This window comes from Bosea sp. 685 (assembly GCF_031884435.1).
Classification (GTDB): Bacteria; Pseudomonadota; Alphaproteobacteria; order Rhizobiales; family Beijerinckiaceae; genus Allobosea.
Genome location: NZ_CP134779.1, coordinates 858,109 through 875,861, shown reverse-complemented (window position 1 = coordinate 875,861; position 17,753 = coordinate 858,109). Strand labels below are relative to the sequence as shown.

General features: G+C 66.5%; 16 protein-coding genes. 10 read left to right on the top strand and 6 right to left on the bottom strand.

Annotation, left to right across the window (positions count from 1 at the left end):
* Positions 1–89: 89 nt before the first annotated feature.
* The 6 genes from RMR04_RS05135 to RMR04_RS05110 form a co-directional block, all read right to left on the bottom strand.
* Entirely contained in the window at positions 90–878 is a 789-nt protein-coding gene (locus RMR04_RS05135; RefSeq protein WP_311913339.1) for a 2-keto-4-pentenoate hydratase, read from the bottom strand.
* Complete coding sequence (locus tag RMR04_RS05130; RefSeq protein WP_311913338.1) at positions 875–2,023, bottom strand: acyl-CoA dehydrogenase family protein; 1,149 nt, start codon at positions 2,021–2,023, stop codon at positions 875–877. The genes RMR04_RS05135 and RMR04_RS05130 overlap by 4 nt, the downstream gene beginning before the upstream one ends.
* 170 nt (positions 2,024–2,193) lie before the next feature.
* Positions 2,194–3,393 carry a pimeloyl-CoA dehydrogenase large subunit gene (gene pimC / locus RMR04_RS05125; RefSeq protein ID WP_311913336.1) on the bottom strand — a complete coding sequence of 400 codons (1,200 nt, stop codon included), beginning with the start codon at positions 3,391–3,393 and terminating at the stop codon, positions 2,194–2,196.
* 173 nt (positions 3,394–3,566) lie between these two features.
* Positions 3,567–4,751: an acetyl-CoA C-acyltransferase gene (locus RMR04_RS05120; RefSeq protein ID WP_311913335.1), complete on the bottom strand. Its 1,185-nt coding sequence runs from the start codon at positions 4,749–4,751 to the stop codon at positions 3,567–3,569.
* A 14-nt stretch (positions 4,752–4,765) separates the two neighbouring features.
* Positions 4,766–6,463 carry an AMP-binding protein gene (locus RMR04_RS05115; protein WP_311913334.1) on the bottom strand — a complete coding sequence of 566 codons (1,698 nt, stop codon included), beginning with the start codon at positions 6,461–6,463 and terminating at the stop codon, positions 4,766–4,768.
* Positions 6,460–8,541, bottom strand: coding sequence for a 3-hydroxyacyl-CoA dehydrogenase NAD-binding domain-containing protein (locus RMR04_RS05110; RefSeq protein WP_311913332.1), 2,082 nt, complete (start codon positions 8,539–8,541; stop codon positions 6,460–6,462). The genes RMR04_RS05115 and RMR04_RS05110 overlap by 4 nt, the downstream gene beginning before the upstream one ends.
* Positions 8,542–8,804: 263 nt before the next feature.
* Here RMR04_RS05110 and RMR04_RS05105 point away from each other — a divergent pair, with 263 nt between their 5' ends.
* The 10 genes from RMR04_RS05105 (at position 8,805) to RMR04_RS05060 (ending at position 17,679) form a co-directional block, all read left to right on the top strand.
* Positions 8,805–9,971, top strand: coding sequence for an ABC transporter substrate-binding protein (locus RMR04_RS05105; RefSeq protein WP_311913331.1), 1,167 nt, complete (start codon positions 8,805–8,807; stop codon positions 9,969–9,971).
* A 155-nt stretch (positions 9,972–10,126) separates the two neighbouring features.
* Complete coding sequence (locus tag RMR04_RS05100) at positions 10,127–10,999, top strand: branched-chain amino acid ABC transporter permease (RefSeq protein ID WP_311913330.1); 873 nt, start codon at positions 10,127–10,129, stop codon at positions 10,997–10,999.
* An 11-nt stretch (positions 11,000–11,010) separates the two neighbouring features.
* Positions 11,011–11,964: a branched-chain amino acid ABC transporter permease gene (locus RMR04_RS05095; RefSeq protein WP_311913329.1), complete on the top strand. Its 954-nt coding sequence runs from the start codon at positions 11,011–11,013 to the stop codon at positions 11,962–11,964.
* Entirely contained in the window at positions 11,951–12,664 is a 714-nt protein-coding gene (locus RMR04_RS05090) for an ABC transporter ATP-binding protein (RefSeq protein ID WP_311913327.1), read from the top strand. The genes RMR04_RS05095 and RMR04_RS05090 overlap by 14 nt, the downstream gene beginning before the upstream one ends.
* A complete protein-coding gene (locus tag RMR04_RS05085) occupies positions 12,657–13,373 on the top strand; it encodes an ABC transporter ATP-binding protein (protein WP_311913325.1) in 717 nt (238 codons plus the stop codon). The genes RMR04_RS05090 and RMR04_RS05085 overlap by 8 nt, the downstream gene beginning before the upstream one ends.
* 11 nt (positions 13,374–13,384) lie before the next feature.
* A complete protein-coding gene (locus RMR04_RS05080) occupies positions 13,385–14,341 on the top strand; it encodes an NAD(P)H-dependent flavin oxidoreductase (protein ID WP_311913324.1) in 957 nt (318 codons plus the stop codon).
* Positions 14,342–14,355: 14 nt separating this feature from the next.
* Positions 14,356–15,114, top strand: a complete 759-nt coding sequence (locus RMR04_RS05075) for an enoyl-CoA hydratase-related protein (RefSeq protein ID WP_311913323.1) — start codon at positions 14,356–14,358, stop codon at positions 15,112–15,114.
* A gap of 6 nt (positions 15,115–15,120) precedes the next feature.
* On the top strand, positions 15,121–15,951 hold the full coding sequence (locus RMR04_RS05070) for an IclR family transcriptional regulator (RefSeq protein ID WP_311913322.1): 831 nt from the start codon (positions 15,121–15,123) through the stop codon (positions 15,949–15,951).
* Positions 15,952–16,007: 56 nt separating this feature from the next.
* Entirely contained in the window at positions 16,008–16,472 is a 465-nt protein-coding gene (locus RMR04_RS05065) for a GNAT family N-acetyltransferase (RefSeq protein WP_311913321.1), read from the top strand.
* A 1-nt stretch (position 16,473) separates the two neighbouring features.
* Positions 16,474–17,679, top strand: a complete 1,206-nt coding sequence (locus RMR04_RS05060; RefSeq protein WP_311913320.1) for a CaiB/BaiF CoA transferase family protein — start codon at positions 16,474–16,476, stop codon at positions 17,677–17,679.
* The last annotated feature ends 74 nt before the right edge of the window (positions 17,680–17,753 follow it).

Here is a 17,753-nt window from a genome sequence, read left to right as displayed (position 1 = left end):
CCATGCCGCTTCTGCCGCAATGCAGCGAAACAAGCATGAATGGCCCTGATATGACAGCGCCGGAGCAAGGTTCGTTGGGAGCAGGGTTGTTAGGAGAAAGCCACCGCAACCCGCCCAAGCACGCCGAAATCAGCGTCGAGCCTGTCTCCGGGCGAGATCGCGATCGGCACGAGGCAGGTCCCCGTCGTCACCACCTCGCCTGCTTTCAGCACCACGCAAAGGGCGGAGAGTTCGTTGACCAGCCAGGTCAGCGCGATGCGTGGATCACCCAGCACATTGGCGCCGAGTCCTTCCTGGTCCTGCCGGCCCGGCATCCGCGCAACCGGCCGGAACGCCGCGAGATCAAGGCCGCGCCACGCCGCTCCTGTGCTGTCGCCAAGCACGAACTCATGGGCGCAGCCATTATCGGCAACGAGCTGGACGCCTCTTGCCGCGGCGAAATCCACGAAGCGTGAATCCGGCAGCTCGATCGCAGGGTGAAGGCTTTCGACCGCCGCCAAAACCTCGTCCTGCGAATAGACCGTCTCGCGCGGCGGCAGATCGCGACCCATCCGGAAAGCGAATTCGAGTTCGGCCACGCGCATGGCGTTGCCGCTGAGCGAAGTCGTCGCGCCATCCGCCAGCACGCGCTCGGCAAGAATCCGTCCGGCGAGCGGTCCCGCGACTCCGATATGCGCCTGTCCCGCCTTGCTGGTGGCGGCGATCTTCCAGCCGAACAGCGGCGACGCGCTGCTCTGTTCGAACAGCGCCTGCATGCCATAGGCTTCGCGCAGATCCGCCGGGCGCAGAACCTCCGGCATCTCCGCGCATTTCGTGCCCCCGCGCCAATGCGCGAGCAGGAAAGCCGTCGCCGCCGGCAGCTTGTCGTCCGGACTCATGCCGCCAGCCCTCCCGCTGCATCGACCCGGCGCAGATGATGCGCTGTATCGCCGAACAGGCTCTCGATCATGGTCAGGCGCTTGAAGTAATGCGCGCCGAGATACTCCATCGTCATGCCGATGCCGCCATGGAGCTGCACCGCCTCCTGGCCGACGATGCGGCAGGAGCGGTTGATCTGGACCTTGACCGCCGAAAGCGCTGCCGCGCGCTCTACCGCATTGTCGTGTTCCACCATCATCGCCGCATAGGCCGCCATCGAGCGCGCCTGCTCCAGCGCGATCAGCATGTCGACCGCGCGATGCTGCAGCACCTGGAAATTGCCGATCGGAGCACCGAATTGCTGGCGCGTCTTGAGATACTCCACCGTCAGCCCATGCAGTGCTTCCATGATGCCGACGGCCTCGGCCGCGAGCGCGGCGATGGCGAATTCGCAGACGCGCTCCAGGATCGGCAGGCCCTGGTCCAATGGCCCGATCAATTCGGCCGCCCCGACCCGAACGCCTGACAGCGCGACCTCGGCCGCACGCCCGCCATCCTGCGTCGCGTAGCCATGGATCTTCACGCCGGGCGCATCGGCCGCAACGAGGAACAGGCTGATACCGGCCTTGTCGCGCCGGTTGCCGGAGGTGCGAGCGCTGATGACGAGATGCTGGGCGCTGTCGCCATGGATGACAACGCTTTTGGCGCCTTCCAGCACGAAGCCGTCGCCCGCTTGGCGCGCCGTGGTCGCAACATCGTTGAGATCGTAGCGCGACTGCTTCTCGGTGAAGGCCAGCGCCAGCCTCGTGCTGCCCTCGACGATGCCGGGAATGATGCGCTGCTTGAGCTCATTCGATCCGCCCAGCCTGACCGCGCCGCCGCCGAGCACGACAGTCGCGAGATAGGGCTCCAGCGCCAGCCCCTTGCCCAGCGCCTCCATCACCACCAGCGTCTCGACCGGGCCGCCGCCGAAGCCGCCCTCCTCCTCCGTGAAGGGAATGCCGAGCAGTCCCATCTCGGCGAATTGCGCCCAGCTCTTCTCGCTGAAGCCGAGCGGGCCGGCGCCTTGCGCCTTGCGCTGTTCGAGCGAGCCATAGGTCGCAGCCACAAGCCGCTCGACGCCATCCTTGAGCTGCGTCTGTTCGGAAGAAAGGTCGAAATCCATGATGCGTCTCTTCAGGTTCGCAATGCAGCCATTCCACCCGCCGCGTCATCCCGGACAAGCCGCGTAAGCGGCGCCGATCCGGGATCCATCGAAGGGCGCAAGCGCTCTAGGATGGATCCCGGGTCAAGCCCGGGATGACGGCGGAGCGTGGGGACAGGTCGAGATGAATCTCACAATCCGAGCACCGCTTTCGCGATGATATTCTTCTGGATCTCGTTCGAGCCGCCATAGATCGAGACCTTGCGGTTGTTGAAGTAGCTCGCCGCCGCCGCATCGGCCCAGTCATAGTCGAAGGGCCAGTCATTGGTCAGGTCGCCCGAGCGCACCGGAGCAGCCAATGCGAAGGGCCCGGCCACCTCCAGCAAAAGCTCCGTCGTCGCCTGCTGGAGCTGCGAGCCCTTGATCTTCAGGATCGAGGAGGCTGGATCGGGCTTGTTGGGGTCGCGCTTGCCTTGCGCGGCGACGACCCGCATCTGCGTGATCTCCAGCGCCTTCAATTCGATCTCGACCTCGGCCACCCGCTCGCGGAAATCGCGGTCGTCCCAGAGCGTGCCCTCGCCGGCCGGCATCTCCCTGGCCAGGCGCTTGATCCGCGCCAGCCGCTCCTTGGAGAGGCCGATGCGGGCGATGCCGGTGCGCTCGTTCGCCAGCAGGAATTTTGCGTAGTCCCAGCCTTTGTTCTCCTCGCCGACCAGGTTCTCGACCGGCACCTTGACGTTGTCGAAGAAGACCTCGTTGACCTCGTGGCGCCCCTCGAGCGTGATGATGGGCCTAACCGTGATACCCGGCGTCTTCATGTCGATCAGGATGAAGGAGATGCCCGCCTGCTTCTTGGCGGCGGGATCGGTGCGCACCAGGCAGAAGATCCAGTCGGCATATTGGCCAAGCGTCGTCCAGGTCTTCTGGCCGTTGACGATGTAGTGGTCGCCTTCGCGCACCGCCTTGGTCTTGAGCGAGGCGAGGTCGGAACCCGCACCCGGTTCGGAGAAGCCCTGGCACCACCACTCGTCGAGATTGGCGATCTTGGCGAGATGCTTTTCCTTCTGCGCCTGGTTGCCGAAAGCGGCGATCACCGGCCCGACCATGTAGCAGTTGAACTGCAGCGGCAGCGGCACGGCCGCCAGCAGCATCTCCTCGGTGAAGATGTAGCGCTGGATCGGCGTCCAGTCCTGCCCGCCCCATTCCCTGGGCCAATGTGGCACGGCCCAGCCCTTGGCGTTCAGCACGCGCTGCGAGGTGATGTAATCCTCGCGCGTCATGCCGCGGCCTTCAGAGACCTTCTTGCGGATATCGGCCGGGACTTCGGTACGGAAGAACTGCCGCACCTCGTCGCGGAACGCGATCTCCTCAGGCGTGAAGCGAAGGTCCATGACTATGCTTTCCTCATATGTGCCAAACCGTCCTGTCATTCCGGGGCCCGGCACAGCCGGGAACCCGGAACCCACGACGGGGTACGACGGCCAAGTCGCCACTGCTCACCCAGTCGTGGGTTCCGGGTTCTCGCTCCGCGAGCCCCGGAATGACGAGGCGGTTCATCGCAACCTCAATTGTTGATTTCGAACAGGCCGGCGCAGCCCATGCCGCCTGCGACGCACATCGTGACGACGGCATAGCGCGCCTTGCGGCGACGGCCCTCCAGCAGCGCATGGCCGACGAGGCGCGCCCCGCTCATGCCGAAGGGATGGCCGATCGCGATCGCGCCGCCATTGACGTTGACCTTCTCGGGATCGATGCCGAGCACATCGCGGCAATAGAGCGACTGCGAGGCGAAGGCCTCGTTCAGCTCCCAGAGATCGATGTCGGCGACGGTCAGGCCGTTGCGCTCCAGCAGGCGCGGCACGGCGAAGACCGGGCCAATGCCCATCTCGTCGGGCTCGCAACCGGCCGAGGCGAAGCCGCGGAAGGTGCCGAGCGGCGACAACCCACGCCGCGCCGCCTCCTGCGCCGACATCACCACGCTGGCCGAGGCGCCGTCCGAGAGCTGGCTGGCATTGCCGGCGGTGACGAAGTGGTCCTCACCGCGCACGGGCTTGAGCTTGAGCAAGCCCTCCAGCGTCGTATCGGGCCGGTTGCCCTCGTCCTTGGACAGCGTCACCTCTTCCTGGCGCACCTCGCCGCTCGCCTTGTCTGTCACCGCCATGACCGCGCTCATCGGCACGATCTCGTCATCGAAGAGCTGGCGCTGCTGGGCCGAGGCCGTGCGGCGCTGGCTCTCCAGCGAGAATTCGTCCTGGCGCTCCCGCGAGATGCCGTAGCGCTGCGCGACATTGTCGGCAGTTTCGATCATCGAAGTGTAGATCGTCGGCTTGTTGGCCATCAGCCAGTCGTTCTGGGTCAGCTCGCGCCTGACCACTGGCTGCACGAGCGAGATCGACTCGACGCCGCCACCGACCGCGACCGGCACGCCGTCCAGGATCACGCGCCGCGCCGCATGGGCGATCGCCTCCAGACCTGAAGCGCAGAAGCGGCTGACGGTGACGCCGGCCGACTGCACCGGAATGCCCGCGACGAGCGCCGCATGGCGCGCGACATTGCCGCCGGTCGCGGCCTCCGGATAGCCGCAGCCCAGCACCACCTCCTCGATGGCCTCGGGCTCGACCTTGGCGCGGGCAAGCGCGTGACGGATCGCATGGGCGGCCATATCGGCGCCGCGGAGCTGGTTGAAGGCGCCGCGATGGGCCTTGCCGATCGGCGTGCGGGCAGTGGAGACGATGACGGCTTCGGTCATGGCTGAGCTTTGTCCTATGCGGCGGAATCGGTAGCGGTCGAAGCCGCCTGTTTCTGTTTTTCCTCGGCCACCAGCACTTTGGCCAGCAGCTTGCCGGCGGCGCTGCGCGGCAGGCTCTCGCGGAATTCCAGCGCGCGCGGCATTTCGTGCCGGCCGAGCCGGTCCTTCAGGAAGGCGGAGAGCTCTTCCAGCGAAAACGGCACATGGCCGGCCTTCAGCTTGACGAAGGCCTTGGCAGCCTGGCCGCGATAGGCGTCATCGACGCCGATCACGACGACCTCCTGCACCGCCGGATGCTCGTAGATCGCGCTCTCGATCGCGACGGGATAGACGTTGTAGCCGCTTGAAATGATCATGTTCTTGCGGCGGTCGACGATCTCGAACAGCCCGTCCTCATCCATCCGGCCGAGATCGCCGGTCAGGAACCAGCCCTCATGGAAGGCCTCCTGCGTCGCGGCCGCGTCGTCGAGATAGCCCTTGAAGACATTGGGACCCTTGATCGCGATCTCGCCGATCTCGCCGGGCGGAAACTCGTCGCGCTCGGGCTCGAGCGAGACGATCTTCATGGTGATGCCCGGCAAGGGCACGCCGATCAGCCCCGGCCGCGGTTTGGCGTCGCCGGGCACGCGCGAGCCCGCCGGCGCGGTCTCGGTCATGCCCCAGCCATTGTTGAGCCGGACGCCGAGAATGCCTTCGAGCTTCGTCTGCACCTCGAAGGGCAATGGCGCGCCGCCGGAGACACAGGAGCGCAGCGAGCAGAAGTCGACAGCCTCGACGCCTTCACGGTTCAACAGCGCGAACCACATCGTCGGCACGCCGGAGAACAGCGTCGCGCGCTTGACCGCGATATCGGCGATCAGCGTCTCCACATCGAAACGCTGGCGCAGCAGGATCTCGTTGCCATCGCGGATATGGCGCAGCAGCAGCGTCGTCAGCGCGTAGATATGGAACAGCGGCAACACGCAGATCGTCTTCTGCGCGCCGGGCTCCAGCGGCTCACCATCGGTCCAGAGCCGATAGATGTTCACGGCGGAGACGAGGTTACCATGGCTCAGCATCGCCGCCTTGGGCAGGCCGGTGGTGCCGCCGGTGAACTGCAGCAGCATGACGTCGTCGGGCGAGACGACAGGCCATGACGCCGGTGGAGCTGCGTCCATGAGGTCGTCGAGCCGGGCGACGTTCGCCTGGTTCGGGATCGCCGATGGCGCGGCCTCGCCCGGCCCCCAGCGGCCATCCTCGCCGACGAGCAGGCGCGGGACGCCGCCCGCCTCCAGCAGCTTCAGCGCATTCGGCAGAAAGCCTGGCAGATTGGTTGTGATCAACCGACCCGGCTTCGTCGCCTTGAGCTTGTGCTCCAGCTCGCGCGGCGCATCCAGCGCCGAGAGATGCACCACGCTCGCCCCGCAGCGCGCGATGGCGAAGAAGGCGACCGGATGCCAGAGCGTGTTGGGCAGGAGCAGGGCGACGCGGTCGCCAGGCTTGACGCCGTCGGCGATCAATCCGGCCGCCAGCTGCGCGACCATGGCGTCGAGTTCGGCATAGCTCGTCCGGCGCTCGCGGAATTCGATCGCGGGCGCATCCGGGCGCGCCGCCACGGCAGCCGCCAGCAGATCCGGCACGATGCCGGTCTCGACGCGCGCCTCCCAGTCGCAGGCTTTGGGGAAGCGCTGCTGCCAGACCGGCCTCAGACCGGAATTCCCGGCCGCGCTCATGCGGCCTGCGCCTTCAGCTCCGAGAACCCCTTGCCCTCGGCGGCAAGCCTGCGCAGCAGCGGCGACGGTTCGAGCGTCGCATCGCCGCTCTCGGCCGCTTGCGCCTCCAGCCGCTTGACGATCACGTCGAGCCCGACCGTATCGGCCCAATGCATCGGCCCGCCGCGCCAGGCCGGCCAGTTATAACCGTTGAGCCAGATGATATCGATGTCGCCCGGCCGCGCCGCGATGCCCTCTTCGAGGATGCGCGCGCCCTCATTGACCATCGGATCCATCAAGCGCGCCACGATCTCATCGGCCGTGAAGGACCGCCGCGTCACACCCTTCTCAGCCGAGATGCGCGCGATCAGCGCCTCGACCTCGGGGTCGCGCTGGCCGGCACGCGCACCGGCCGGGTAGAGATAATAGCCCTTGCCGGTCTTCTGGCCGAAGCGCCCGGCCTCGCAGAGCGCATCGGCGACCGCAGCCTTCTTCCCCAATGATTTGCGCGTGCGCCAGCCGATATCGTTGCCGGCGAGATCCGACATCGCGAAGGGCCCCATCTTGAAGCCGAAAGCGGTCACGGCCGCATCGACCTCATGGGGCAGCGCGCCGGCGATCAGCAAGCGCTCGGCCGCCCGGGTGCGCTGCGCCAGCATGCGGTTGCCGACGAAACCGAAGCAATTGCCGACCACGACCGGCACCTTGCCGAGCGTGCGCCCGAGCGCCACCGCGGTCGCGACGACATCATCGGCGACGCCGGCTGGCCGCACCACCTCCAGGAGCTTCATGACATTGGCCGGGCTGAAGAAATGCATCCCGATCACATCCTGGGGCCGCTTGGTCGCGGCCGCGATGGTCGGAATGTCGAGATAGGAGGTGTTGCTGGCGAGGATCGCACCCGGCTTGGCGATGCCGTCGAGCGCGCCGAAAATCTGCTTCTTGACGCCCATTTCCTCGAAGGCCGCCTCAATGACGATATCGGCGTCATGAGCTGCCGCGAGGCCGACCGCCCCGGTGATCAGCGCCATACGCTCGTCGCGCTTCTCCGGCGTCAGCGAGCCGCGCGTCACCGACATCTCATAGATCGCCGCAACCCGGTTCATGCCGTTGTCGATCTGCCCCTGCTCGGTCTCGATCAGGGTCACGGGAATGCCGGCATTGGCGAAGCACATGGCGATGCCGCCGCCCATCGTGCCGGCGCCGATCACGGCCGCCTTCGCGATCGGGCGCGGCTTCACGCTCGCCTCAATGCCCGGCACCTTGGCCGCCTCGCGCTCGGCGAAGAAGGCATAGCGCAGCGCCTTGGAGCGCTCATCGGCGACGAGCGTGCGAAACAGCGTCCGCTCGGCCGCCATGCCCTCCGCGAAGGGCAACGTGAACACGCCGCGCACGGCCTCGATCAGCGCCATCGCATTGGGCATGTCGCCGGATTTCTTGGTCGCGTCGGCTGCGAGCGCCTCAAAAGCCTCGCGATCGGCCGCGGTCAACGCCTCCGCGCGGTCGGCGGTCCGGGGCGGCGCGCCCTTGCTCGCAAGATCCAGCGCCAGGGCTGCTGCCGCCTCGACGACATCTCCGAGCGCGACCATGTCGACGAGCCCGCATGCAGCCGCCTTGTCGGCCGAGATCGGCTCGCCGCTCAGCATCATCGGAAACGCCCTCGCCGCACCGATCAGGCGCGGCAGGCGCTGCGTGCCGCCGGCGCCCGGGATGATGCCGAGCTTGATCTCGGGCAGGCCGAGCCTGGCCGCAGGCGAGGCCACGCGGGCATGGCAGGCCAAAGCCACCTCCAGGCCGCCGCCCAATGCCACGCCCTGGATCGCTGCCACCACCGGCTTGGCGCAAGTCTCGATCGCCTCGAGCACATCGGGCAGGATCGGCGCCGCCGGCGGCTTGCCGAACTCGCTGATGTCAGCGCCGGCAATGAAGGCCTTGCCGGCGGCCGCGATCACGATCGCGTCCACTGCGGGATCGGAGCCGGCCTTCGCGACGGCGTCAGTGAGCCCGGCGCGGACACCTGCGCTCAGCGCATTGACCGGCGGATTGGCGATCGTCGCGACCGCGACCCTGCCGCGAAGGGCAAGCTGGACGAACTCCATGAGCGTCTTCCTCTTGTCGATTTTATGTTCTGCATTGCAGAACGACCGTCTGCATTTATGGTCCCTAGGAAGTGGCTCACCAGCGCTTTGTCAAGATGCAGCCCCGAGACTTAATGGAGCCGAGCCGGTTCGCGCCTCACATCATGCTGCACTGCGGAATTGATGTCCGCCGCTTGACCGCTCCCAAAACCCCGTGCCATGCCATTGGCAACGCCACATCATGCCGCGAAACGGCCCGGTGAAGAAGCACTTCGGAGGAATTCATGATCCGCAGGAATTGTCTTGCAACGGCCTGCCTCGCCGCGACCATCGCGTTTGCCGCCGGCGCCCGTGCCGAGGACATCACGATCGGCGCGCATATGCCGCTGACCGGTTCGCTCGCCCGTTCCGGCCAGGCCTTCAACGAGGGCATGCAGGTCGCGCTCAAGGTCTTCAACGAGAGCCAGAGCAAGCACAGGATCAAGGTCACGGTCATCGATGACGAGAGCCAGCCGGCGAAGGCCGTCACCGCCGTCGAGAAGCTCTCCTCCGACGGTGCGGCCGCGATTATCGGCGGCTATGGCTCCAACATCGTCGGCCCCGCCTCCGACACCTCCAATCGCCTGGGCAAGGTCTACATCACCGGCGGCGCGGTCTCCGACGAGCTGGTCCAGCGCGGCAACAAGAACTTCTTCCGGATCAACAACAATGCCGGCTACCAGCGCGGCATCGAGGGCTTGATCGAGGAGGTGAAGCCCACGGGCGTCTCGATCATCGCCTCGACCAAGGAAGCACCGATGCTGCTGGCCAAGGGGCTCGAGGAGAGCCTCGCCAAGAAGGGCTACAAGGTCACGCTGCATCCCTTCGACCCCGCCATCACCGACTTCAAGCCGATCATCAACAAGGTGAAGCTGCAGGACAAGTCCGAGATCATCTTCATGTCGGCCTATGAGAACGACTATGTCGGCATCATCCGCGCCGCCAAGGTCCTCAAGCCCCCGGTGAAGGCCATCGTCGGTGCCTGGTCGCTGGCGACGCCGAAGATGTATTCCGATTTCCCCGACCTGATGCAGAACGTCATCGGCACCACCTTCCTGCCCTTCCCCGTCGAGGTGAAGGACGAGGAGGGCCGGAAATTCGCCGCCGTCTACAAGGAGATGTTCGGCAAGGAGATCGAGTACGCCTCGACCCTCGCCTTCGTCGAGACGATGGTGCTGAGCGAGGCGCTCGCCCGCTCCGCCGATGCTGGCACGCTGAAGAGCGCAGGCCTGCTCGCCGAGATGAAGACGACCAACCGCCCCTCGCCGCTCGGCCGCATCACCTTCAACGAGGCCGGCGACAACCCGAATTTCGCGCTCAGCATGGGCCAGCACCGCGACGGCAAGATCCCGCTGGTCTCACCGGCCGAATTCGCCACCGGCAAACTCGCCTACCCCGCCGTGCCGTGGTGATCGCATACATCCAGTAACGCCCGCGCCGTCATCCCGGGCGCAGCGAAGCGCAGACCCGGGATCCATGCCTGAACTGTTCCGGCATGGATCCCGGGTCTCCCTTCGGTCGCCCGGGATGACGGCGGAATGAACAAACCAGGCTCTCCTCCCCGCTCATGCTCGAACTTCTCCAGCAATCCCTCTTCTCCGGCCTGCTCGTCGGCTCGGTCTATGCGCTGGTGGCGCTCGGCATCGCGCTGACCTTCGGCGCGATGAAGATCATCAACCTCGCCCATGGCGAACTCGTGCTGCTCGCAGCCTACATGGCCTATGTCATCGAGAGCCGGACGGGCTGGAACCCTTACGCCGCGATCCCGCTCGCCTTCGCCGTCACCGGCATCGTCAGCGTCGTGATCTATCTGCTGATCGAGCGCATCCGCGAACACCGCGAATTGAACTCGCTGATCCTGACCTTCGCCATCGGCATCATCCTGACCAACGCGATCCTGCTGGTCTTCGCCAGCGATGTGCGCTCGACCGGCTCGCCCTTCCTGCAGGACGCCATCTCCTTCGGCTCGGTCTACGCCATGAAGGGCGAGATCACCGCCTTCGTCATCAGCCTTGCCGTGATGGCGGGCCTGTGGTGGTGGCTGAAGCACAGCTGGTATGGCCGCGCCGTGCGCGCCGTCTCCTCCAACCGCGACGCCTCCATGCTGATGGGCATCGATCCGCGCCGCGTCGAGCTCGCGGCCTTCATCGTCGCAGGCATCCTCGCCAGCGTGGCCGGCGTGGCGCTCTATACGATGAGCGTCGTACAGCCGGCGCTCGGGCCCGGGCTCACCATCAAGGCCTTCATCGTCACGGTGCTGGCCGGCGTCGGTTCGATTCCCGGCGTCTTCTGCGCAGCGCTGCTGCTGGGCGTCACCGAGGCGATGACAGTGACCTTGGCAAGCTCGGCGCTGCAGGAGCTCGTCGGCATGGTGCTCTTCCTGCTCGTACTCTTCTTCATGCCGAACGGCCTGTTCGGCGCACGCACTAGGCGCGGTTGAGGAGCCCGATGATGCGCAGCCTTCCCGCTCTCCTGATCCTCGCCATCGCGATCGCCGTGCCCATCGCCTTCAGCGGCAATTCCTACGTCATGGGCCTGATGGTCTCCGCCCTCATCGTGGCTGGCGTCGCGCTCGCCTGGGCGCTGCTCGGCAATCTCGGCGGCATGGTCTCCTTCGGCCACGCCGCCTTCTTCGGCGTCGGTGCCTACACCTCGGCGATCCTCTCGGCGAAGCTCGGCCTGCCCGTACCGCTCGCGCTGCTGGCGGGTGCCTGCGGGGCCGCGCTCTGCTCGGTCGCGATGCTGCCGGCGCTCAGGCTGTCGGGTCCGTATTTCGCGCTCGCCATCCTGGCCTACGCCCATATCTTCAAGATCCTGGCGACGGAGGCGACCTCGATCACCGGCGGCTCGGCCGGCTTCCAGCGCTTTCCACCCCTGCCGACGATCCTAGGCTTCGACCTGTCGAGCCGCGTCGGCAGCTACTGCCTGCTCGTGGTCCTGGTGGCGCTTTGCGCTGCGATCTATCTCGCGGTGAAGCGCAGCCATGTCGGCACGGCCTTGCGCGCCATGGCCGAGAGCGAGGATGCAACCCGCGTCGTCGGCGTCAACGCAACCTTGCTGAAAGCCTGGATGCTGCTGCTCTCGGCCTTCATCACCGGGCTGTTTGGCGCGATGAACGCCCATATCATCAACTTCCTCGAGCCGGATTACGCCTTCTCGGCGAGCTGGAGCATCCTGCCGATCATTGCCGCGATTTTTGGCGGCTACCGCACCATCCTGGGGCCGGTCGCAGGCGCAGTGCTGATCTATCTGTTCGACCAGATCATCGCCAAGGAACTGCTGCCGGTCGGCCACGAGATCCTGCTCGGCGTCCTGCTCGCCGGCATGATCCTGATCGCGCCCAACGGGCTCTTCGGCATGTTCCAGAGGAAGACAGCCAAGGGAGCCGCCCATGTTGCGGCTTGAGGACGTCACTGTCCGCTTCGGCGGGTTGACCGCGCTGAAGGATGTCTCCTTCGCCATGGGTGCCGGCGAGATCCTCGGCCTCGTCGGCCCCAATGGCGCCGGCAAGACCACGCTGTTCAACACCATCTCCGGACTGGTCCGGCCGAAGACCGGGCGCATCCTGTTCGCAGAGCGCGAGATCAGCCGGCTGCCGCTGCATGCCCGCGCCCGGCTCGGCCTCGGGCGTACCTTCCAGATCCCGCAGCCGATGCATCACCTGACCGTGCGCGAGAACCTCACCGTCGCGCAGGTCTTTGGCGCCGGCAAAGCCGACGCCGCCCGCGTCGACGAGATCCTCGAGGTCATGGAGCTGGGCCAGCATGCCGAGCGCAACGCCGCGACCGAGCTGGCGCTGCAGGAATTGAAGCGGCTCGAAATCGCCAAGGCGCTCGCCACCAACCCGAAACTCCTGCTGCTCGACGAGGTTCTGGCGGGGCTGGAAAGCAAGGCCAAGCGCCGCTTTGTCGACAAGCTGCGCGAACTGCATGAGCGCTACAAGCTCGCCATCGTCATCGTCGAGCACGACATCGAAACGATCTCGACATTGTGCTCGCGCGCCGTCGTGCTGAATTTCGGCCAGATGATCGCCGACGGCACGCCAGCCGAGGTCTTCCGCAACCCTGCCGTGGTCGAGAGCTATACGGGAGCCGCCGATGCTTGAGGTCAGGCAATTGCGCGCCGGCTACGGCGCCATCAACGTGCTCTGGGACGTATCGCTCGGCTTTCCCCAGGGCGAGCTGACAGCGATCGTCGGCCCCAACGGCGCCGGCAAGACGACACTGTTTCGTGCCCTGATGGGGCTGATCCCGCATCAGGGTGAGATCAGGCTCGACGGGCGCGCGCTCAAGGCCAGGACCTGGGATCTGCTGGAGGCCGGCCTCGTCATGGTTCCCGAGGGCCGCATGGTCTTCAAGGATATGAGCGTCGAGGAAAACCTGTCGCTGGGCGCCTATCCGCGCCGCTGCCGCAATGCCCGCGCCCGCAATCTCGAACGCGTCTACGATCTCTTCCCCCGCCTGAAGGAGCGCCACCGCCAGCTCGCCGGCTCGCTCTCGGGCGGCGAGGCGCAGATGGTGGCGATGGGGCGCGGCATGATGAGCGAGCCCCGCATCCTGCTGATCGACGAGCCGTCGCTGGGCCTCGCTCCCGTCATCGTCAAGGAGGTCTTCTCGATCATCCGCCGGCTCAAGAGCGAGGGCGTCACCATCGCGCTGATCGAGCAGAACACGCATATCGCGCTCTCGGTCGCCGACCATGTCCATCTCATGCGCTCGGGCAAGCTGCTCATGAGCCAGAAGGCGGACAAGGTCGATCTGGAACGCCTGCACGATCTTTACCTCGCCCGCGAAACCGGCGCCGCGAGCTTCTAACGGAGACCAGAATGGCCCTGCCCGCCTCACTCGCCGACACGCTCAGCCTCCCGGTCATCGGCTCGCCGATGTTCATCGTCTCGGGGCCGGAGCTCGTCATCGCGCAATGCCTGAACGGCGTCGTCGGCTCCTTTCCAGCGCTGAACGCCCGCCCGGCCGAGCAGCTCGATGTCTGGATCACCCGGATCAAGACGGAGCTCGCCGCCGCCAAGGCTGCCGACCCGGCGCGAAAGATCGCGCCCTTCGCGGTCAACCAGATCGTCCACGCCTCGAACGACCGGCTGATGCATGACATGGAGGTCTGTGTCCGCCATGAAGTGCCGATCATCATCACCTCGCTGCGCGCGCCCAATGAGGTCGTCGAGGCGGCCCATTCCTATGGCGGGCTCGTCTTCCACGACGTCACCACCATCCGCCACGCCCAGAAGGCGCTCGAAGCCGGTGTCGACGGCTTGATCCTGGTCTGCGCCGGCGCGGGCGGCCATGCCGGCACCTTGAGCCCCTTTGCGCTGGTCGGCGAGGTCAGGCGCTTCTTCGACGGGCCGATCATCCTCTCGGGCGCGATCGCGACCGGGCAGGCGATTCTCGCCACCCAGGCGATGGGCGCTGATCTCGCCTATATCGGCACCCGCTTCATCGCCACCGAGGAGGGCAATGCGGCGCAGGGCTATAAGGAGATGATCGTCGAGGCCGCCGCCGCCGACATCGTCTACACGCCCTTCTTCACCGGCGTGCCCGGCAACTACCTCAAGCCCTCGATCGCGGCCCAGGGGCTCGATCCCGACGATTTGCCTCGTGCCGACAAGAGCAAGATGAGCTTCGGCTCGGGAACCGCCAAGGCCTGGCGCGACATCTGGGGCTCGGGCCAGGGTGTCGGGCTGATCGACGACGCGCCCTCCGCCGCCACCGTGATCGAACGCCTCAAGACCGAATATGAGCAGGCGAAAGCCGCCCTCTGCAGCCGCTGACCGAGGATGAGACCATGACCGAAACCATCCTGAGCCAAACCGTCTTAAGTCAAACCGTCTTGCCCGGCCTCATTCAGGTCACGATGAACCGGCCCGAGCGCAAGAACGCGCTCGACCGTGCCAGCTATCAGGGGTTGATCGACGCGATCGCGGCGGCGGAAGCCGATCCGCAGATCCGCGCAATCGTGCTGACCGGGGCTGGCGGCTGCTTCACCAGCGGCAACGATATCAAGGATTTCGCCGCGGTCAGCGACAGCGGCCCGCGCGTCGCCATGGATTTCCTCAACGCGATCTCGACCGCGAAGAAGCCGGTCGTCGCGGCGGTCGAGGGTTTTGCCGTCGGCATCGGCACCACCATGCTGCTGCATTGCGACCTCGCCTACGCGGCCAAGGGCGCGAGCTTCCGCCTGCCTTTCGTCGCGCTGGGCCTGAGCCCCGAAGGCGCATCGAGCTATCTCCTGCCGTTGATCGCCGGCAGCAAGCGCGCCGCCGAACTGCTGATGCTGGGCGAGGCCTTCGGACCTGAAGCCGCAGCCGAGGCCGGCCTCGTCAATGCCGTGACCGCGGAGGGCGGCGCGCTTGCCATGGCGCTGGAGAAGGCCAGAGCGCTCGCCGCCCTGCCGCCGGAGTCGGTCGCGCTGACGAAATCGCTGTTGAAGCGCGGCAACGCGGCCCATGTCGCCGAGACGATCGCCACCGAAGGCCGGCTCTTCGGCGAGCGGCTGCTTTCGGCCGAGGCCAAGGCCGCCTTCGCCGCTTTCCTGAAGCGGTAGAGTCTTATGGAGGCCGCCCTGCAAGCAAGCTCTCACTCCGACGCAGACGCGCACACCGACGATCTCGCCGGTCCCAAGGAGGACCGCCATTTCGTCACGGCGCTGGCGCGTGGTCTCGAGGTGCTGGCCTGCTTCAGGCGCGGCGAGGCGGCGCTCGCCAATTCCGAAATCGCCGCGCGCTGCGGCCTTGCCCGCTCGACCGTCTCGCGCCTGACCCATACGCTGACCAAGCTCGGCTATCTCCACCATGTCCCGGAATCCGGCAGCTACCGGCTCGGCACGGCGCTGATCGCGCTCGGGGCCAATGCGCTTGCCGGGCTTGATGTCCGTCGCCTCGCGCGGGTCGGCATGCGCGACCTCGCGAGCTTCGCCAACGCTACGGTGGGGCTCGGCGTCCGTGAGCGGCTCAGCATGCGCTATATCGAATGCTGCCGCGGCGAGGCCGCGATCGCGCTCAACATGGATACCGGCTCCAGGCTCTCACTCGCGCGCAGCGCCATGGGCCGCGCCTATCTCGCCGTCTGCAGCGAAGCCGAAAGGCGCGCGATCATGGAGGATATCCATTCGGTCGACGATGCGGCCTGGCCGCGCCTGCGCGAGGGCATCGACCGGGCGCTGGAAGACTACGCGACCTGGGGCTGCGCCCGCTCCTTCGGCGAATGGCAGCCGACAGTGAGCGCCATCGCGGTCGCCTTCCACCCTGGCGGCGGCCTGCCGCCAATGTCGATCAATTGCGGCGCGCCGACCGTGATCCTCGACCAGGATTTCCTGATGGACGAGGTCCGGCCGCGGCTGATCGCACTGGCCGCGAGCCTGGAGGGAGTGATGGGTTCGTGAGGCCGGTTGTGACTGTCCGTCCTATCGCTGCCGCTGACGCGTCGCGTTTCCGAGAGGTGCTCGACGAGGTTGCTCGTGAGCGGCGCTACCTGGCCTTCGAAGAGGCTCCGCCGATCGAGCGCATCGTCGTCTATGTCGAAGCCAATATTGCGACTGGAAACACACATCTTGTCGGGCTCGTCGACGATATCATCGTCGGCTGGTGCGACATCGTCCGCGACGTCAGCAGACCGACCCGACGCCACTGCGGCACGCTCGGCATCGGCATCCTCGCGCAATATCGCGGTTTGGGGCTCGGTCGCTTGCTGATGCAACAGGCGATGGCAGGCGCTGCCGCATCCGGGCTTAAGCGCATAGAATTGACCGTTCGCAGCTCCAACCAGCGCGCCATAGCCCTCTATGCGCAACTGGGCTTCGCACATGAAGGGTGCCAGCGAAACGCGATCATGGCCGAGGACGGGTATGAAGACCGCGATCTGATGGCTTATCTCGTGCCTGAGCAGCCCCAACGAGCAGCGTGACATGCCGATGACCCCTCTCGACCTCCCTCTCTCCGGCATCCGCGTACTCGATCTCTCACGCATCCTCGCCGGGCCCTGGTGCGGCCAGGTGCTCGCCGATCTCGGTGCGGAGGTGATCAAGGTCGAGCACCCCCTGCGCGGCGACGACACGCGCGACTGGGGCTTTCGGCTGGGCGAGCGCAACACCTGCTATTTCAACAGCGTCAACCGCAACAAGCGCTCGATCGGCGTCGATGTCGGCAAGCCCGAGGGGCTGGCGATCGTGCGCGACCTCGCCGCCAGGAGCGACGTGCTGATCCAGAACTTCAAGACCGGCGGCGCCGACAAGCTCGGGCTCGGCTACGAGGCGCTGAGCGCGCTCAACCCCGGCCTGGTCTACTGTTCGATCGCCGGCTACGGCTCGGATGGGCCGGAAGCCTCGCGCCCCGGCTACGACCTCGTCATCCAGGGCGAGTCCGGGCTGATGGGGATGAATGGCAATGACGACCAGCCGCCGCTGAAGTTCGGTGTCGCCATCGTCGACCTCTTCACCGGGCAATATTCGGCCCAGGCCGTGCTGGCTGCGCTGATCCAGCGCGGACGCACCGGCAAGGGCCGGCATATCGAGATGGCGCTGTTCGATTGCGGCCTCTCGGTCACCTCCTATTACGGTCTGGAAGCACTGGCACTGGGCGAGAATCCGCCACGCTACGGCAACGCCCATCCCTCGATCGTGCCCTATGGCGTCTTCGACGCCGCCGACGGCCCGCTCGTCATCACCGTCGGCAACAACGCCCAGTATGAGCGCTTCTGCCGGACCGTGATCGAGCGGCCGGACCTGGCGGAGGATGCGCGCTTCGCCACCAACCTGCTCCGCACCCAGAACCGCCCGGAGCTGCTGCCGATGATCGAGGCGGAGCTGCGGGTGAGGCCGCGCGCGCTGTTGCTGCAACGCCTTGCCGCCAACGGCATTCCCTGCGGCGAGGTGCTGGGCCTGAACCAGGCTCTGCGCTCGGAACGCGCAACGCAGGCCGGCATGGTCAGCGACGACGCCGGTAATGCCGACACGCCCGCTGTGCTCGCCCCGCCCTATCGTCTCGACGGCGAGCGCGCGCCCCTGCGCCACCGCCCACCTGGATTGGGGCAGGACACGGACACAGTGCTGGCCGATCTCGGCCTGAGCACAGACAAGATCGCCACGCTCAAAGGCAGCGGCGTGATCGGGTAATTCAAGGCCACTGGACTAGCGCGTTTTCGAGCGAAGTGGACACCGGTTCGCGTGAAGGAAACTCGCCAAAACAA

Bases quoted from the DNA above. Each gene is read 5' to 3' on its own strand.
- RMR04_RS05070 (WP_311913322.1), top strand. From the start codon at position 15,121: ATGGAGGCCGCCCTGCAAGCAAGCTCTCACTCCGACGCAGACGCGCAC.
- RMR04_RS05080 (WP_311913324.1), top strand. From the start codon at position 13,385: ATGGCCCTGCCCGCCTCACTCGCCGACACGCTCAGCCTCCCGGTCATC.
- RMR04_RS05135 (WP_311913339.1), bottom strand. From the start codon at position 878: ATGAGTCCGGACGACAAGCTGCCGGCGGCGACGGCTTTCCTGCTCGCG.
- pimC (WP_311913336.1), bottom strand. From the start codon at position 3,393: ATGGACCTTCGCTTCACGCCTGAGGAGATCGCGTTCCGCGACGAGGTG.
- RMR04_RS05090 (WP_311913327.1), top strand. From the start codon at position 11,951: ATGTTGCGGCTTGAGGACGTCACTGTCCGCTTCGGCGGGTTGACCGCG.
- RMR04_RS05105 (WP_311913331.1), top strand. From the start codon at position 8,805: ATGATCCGCAGGAATTGTCTTGCAACGGCCTGCCTCGCCGCGACCATC.
- RMR04_RS05110 (WP_311913332.1), bottom strand. From the start codon at position 8,541: ATGGAGTTCGTCCAGCTTGCCCTTCGCGGCAGGGTCGCGGTCGCGACG.
- RMR04_RS05095 (WP_311913329.1), top strand. From the start codon at position 11,011: ATGCGCAGCCTTCCCGCTCTCCTGATCCTCGCCATCGCGATCGCCGTG.
- RMR04_RS05100 (WP_311913330.1), top strand. From the start codon at position 10,127: ATGCTCGAACTTCTCCAGCAATCCCTCTTCTCCGGCCTGCTCGTCGGC.
- RMR04_RS05130 (WP_311913338.1), bottom strand. From the start codon at position 2,023: ATGGATTTCGACCTTTCTTCCGAACAGACGCAGCTCAAGGATGGCGTC.
- RMR04_RS05120 (WP_311913335.1), bottom strand. From the start codon at position 4,751: ATGACCGAAGCCGTCATCGTCTCCACTGCCCGCACGCCGATCGGCAAG.
- RMR04_RS05085 (WP_311913325.1), top strand. From the start codon at position 12,657: ATGCTTGAGGTCAGGCAATTGCGCGCCGGCTACGGCGCCATCAACGTG.
- RMR04_RS05115 (WP_311913334.1), bottom strand. From the start codon at position 6,463: ATGAGCGCGGCCGGGAATTCCGGTCTGAGGCCGGTCTGGCAGCAGCGC.
- RMR04_RS05060 (WP_311913320.1), top strand. From the start codon at position 16,474: ATGCCGATGACCCCTCTCGACCTCCCTCTCTCCGGCATCCGCGTACTC.
- RMR04_RS05075 (WP_311913323.1), top strand. From the start codon at position 14,356: ATGACCGAAACCATCCTGAGCCAAACCGTCTTAAGTCAAACCGTCTTG.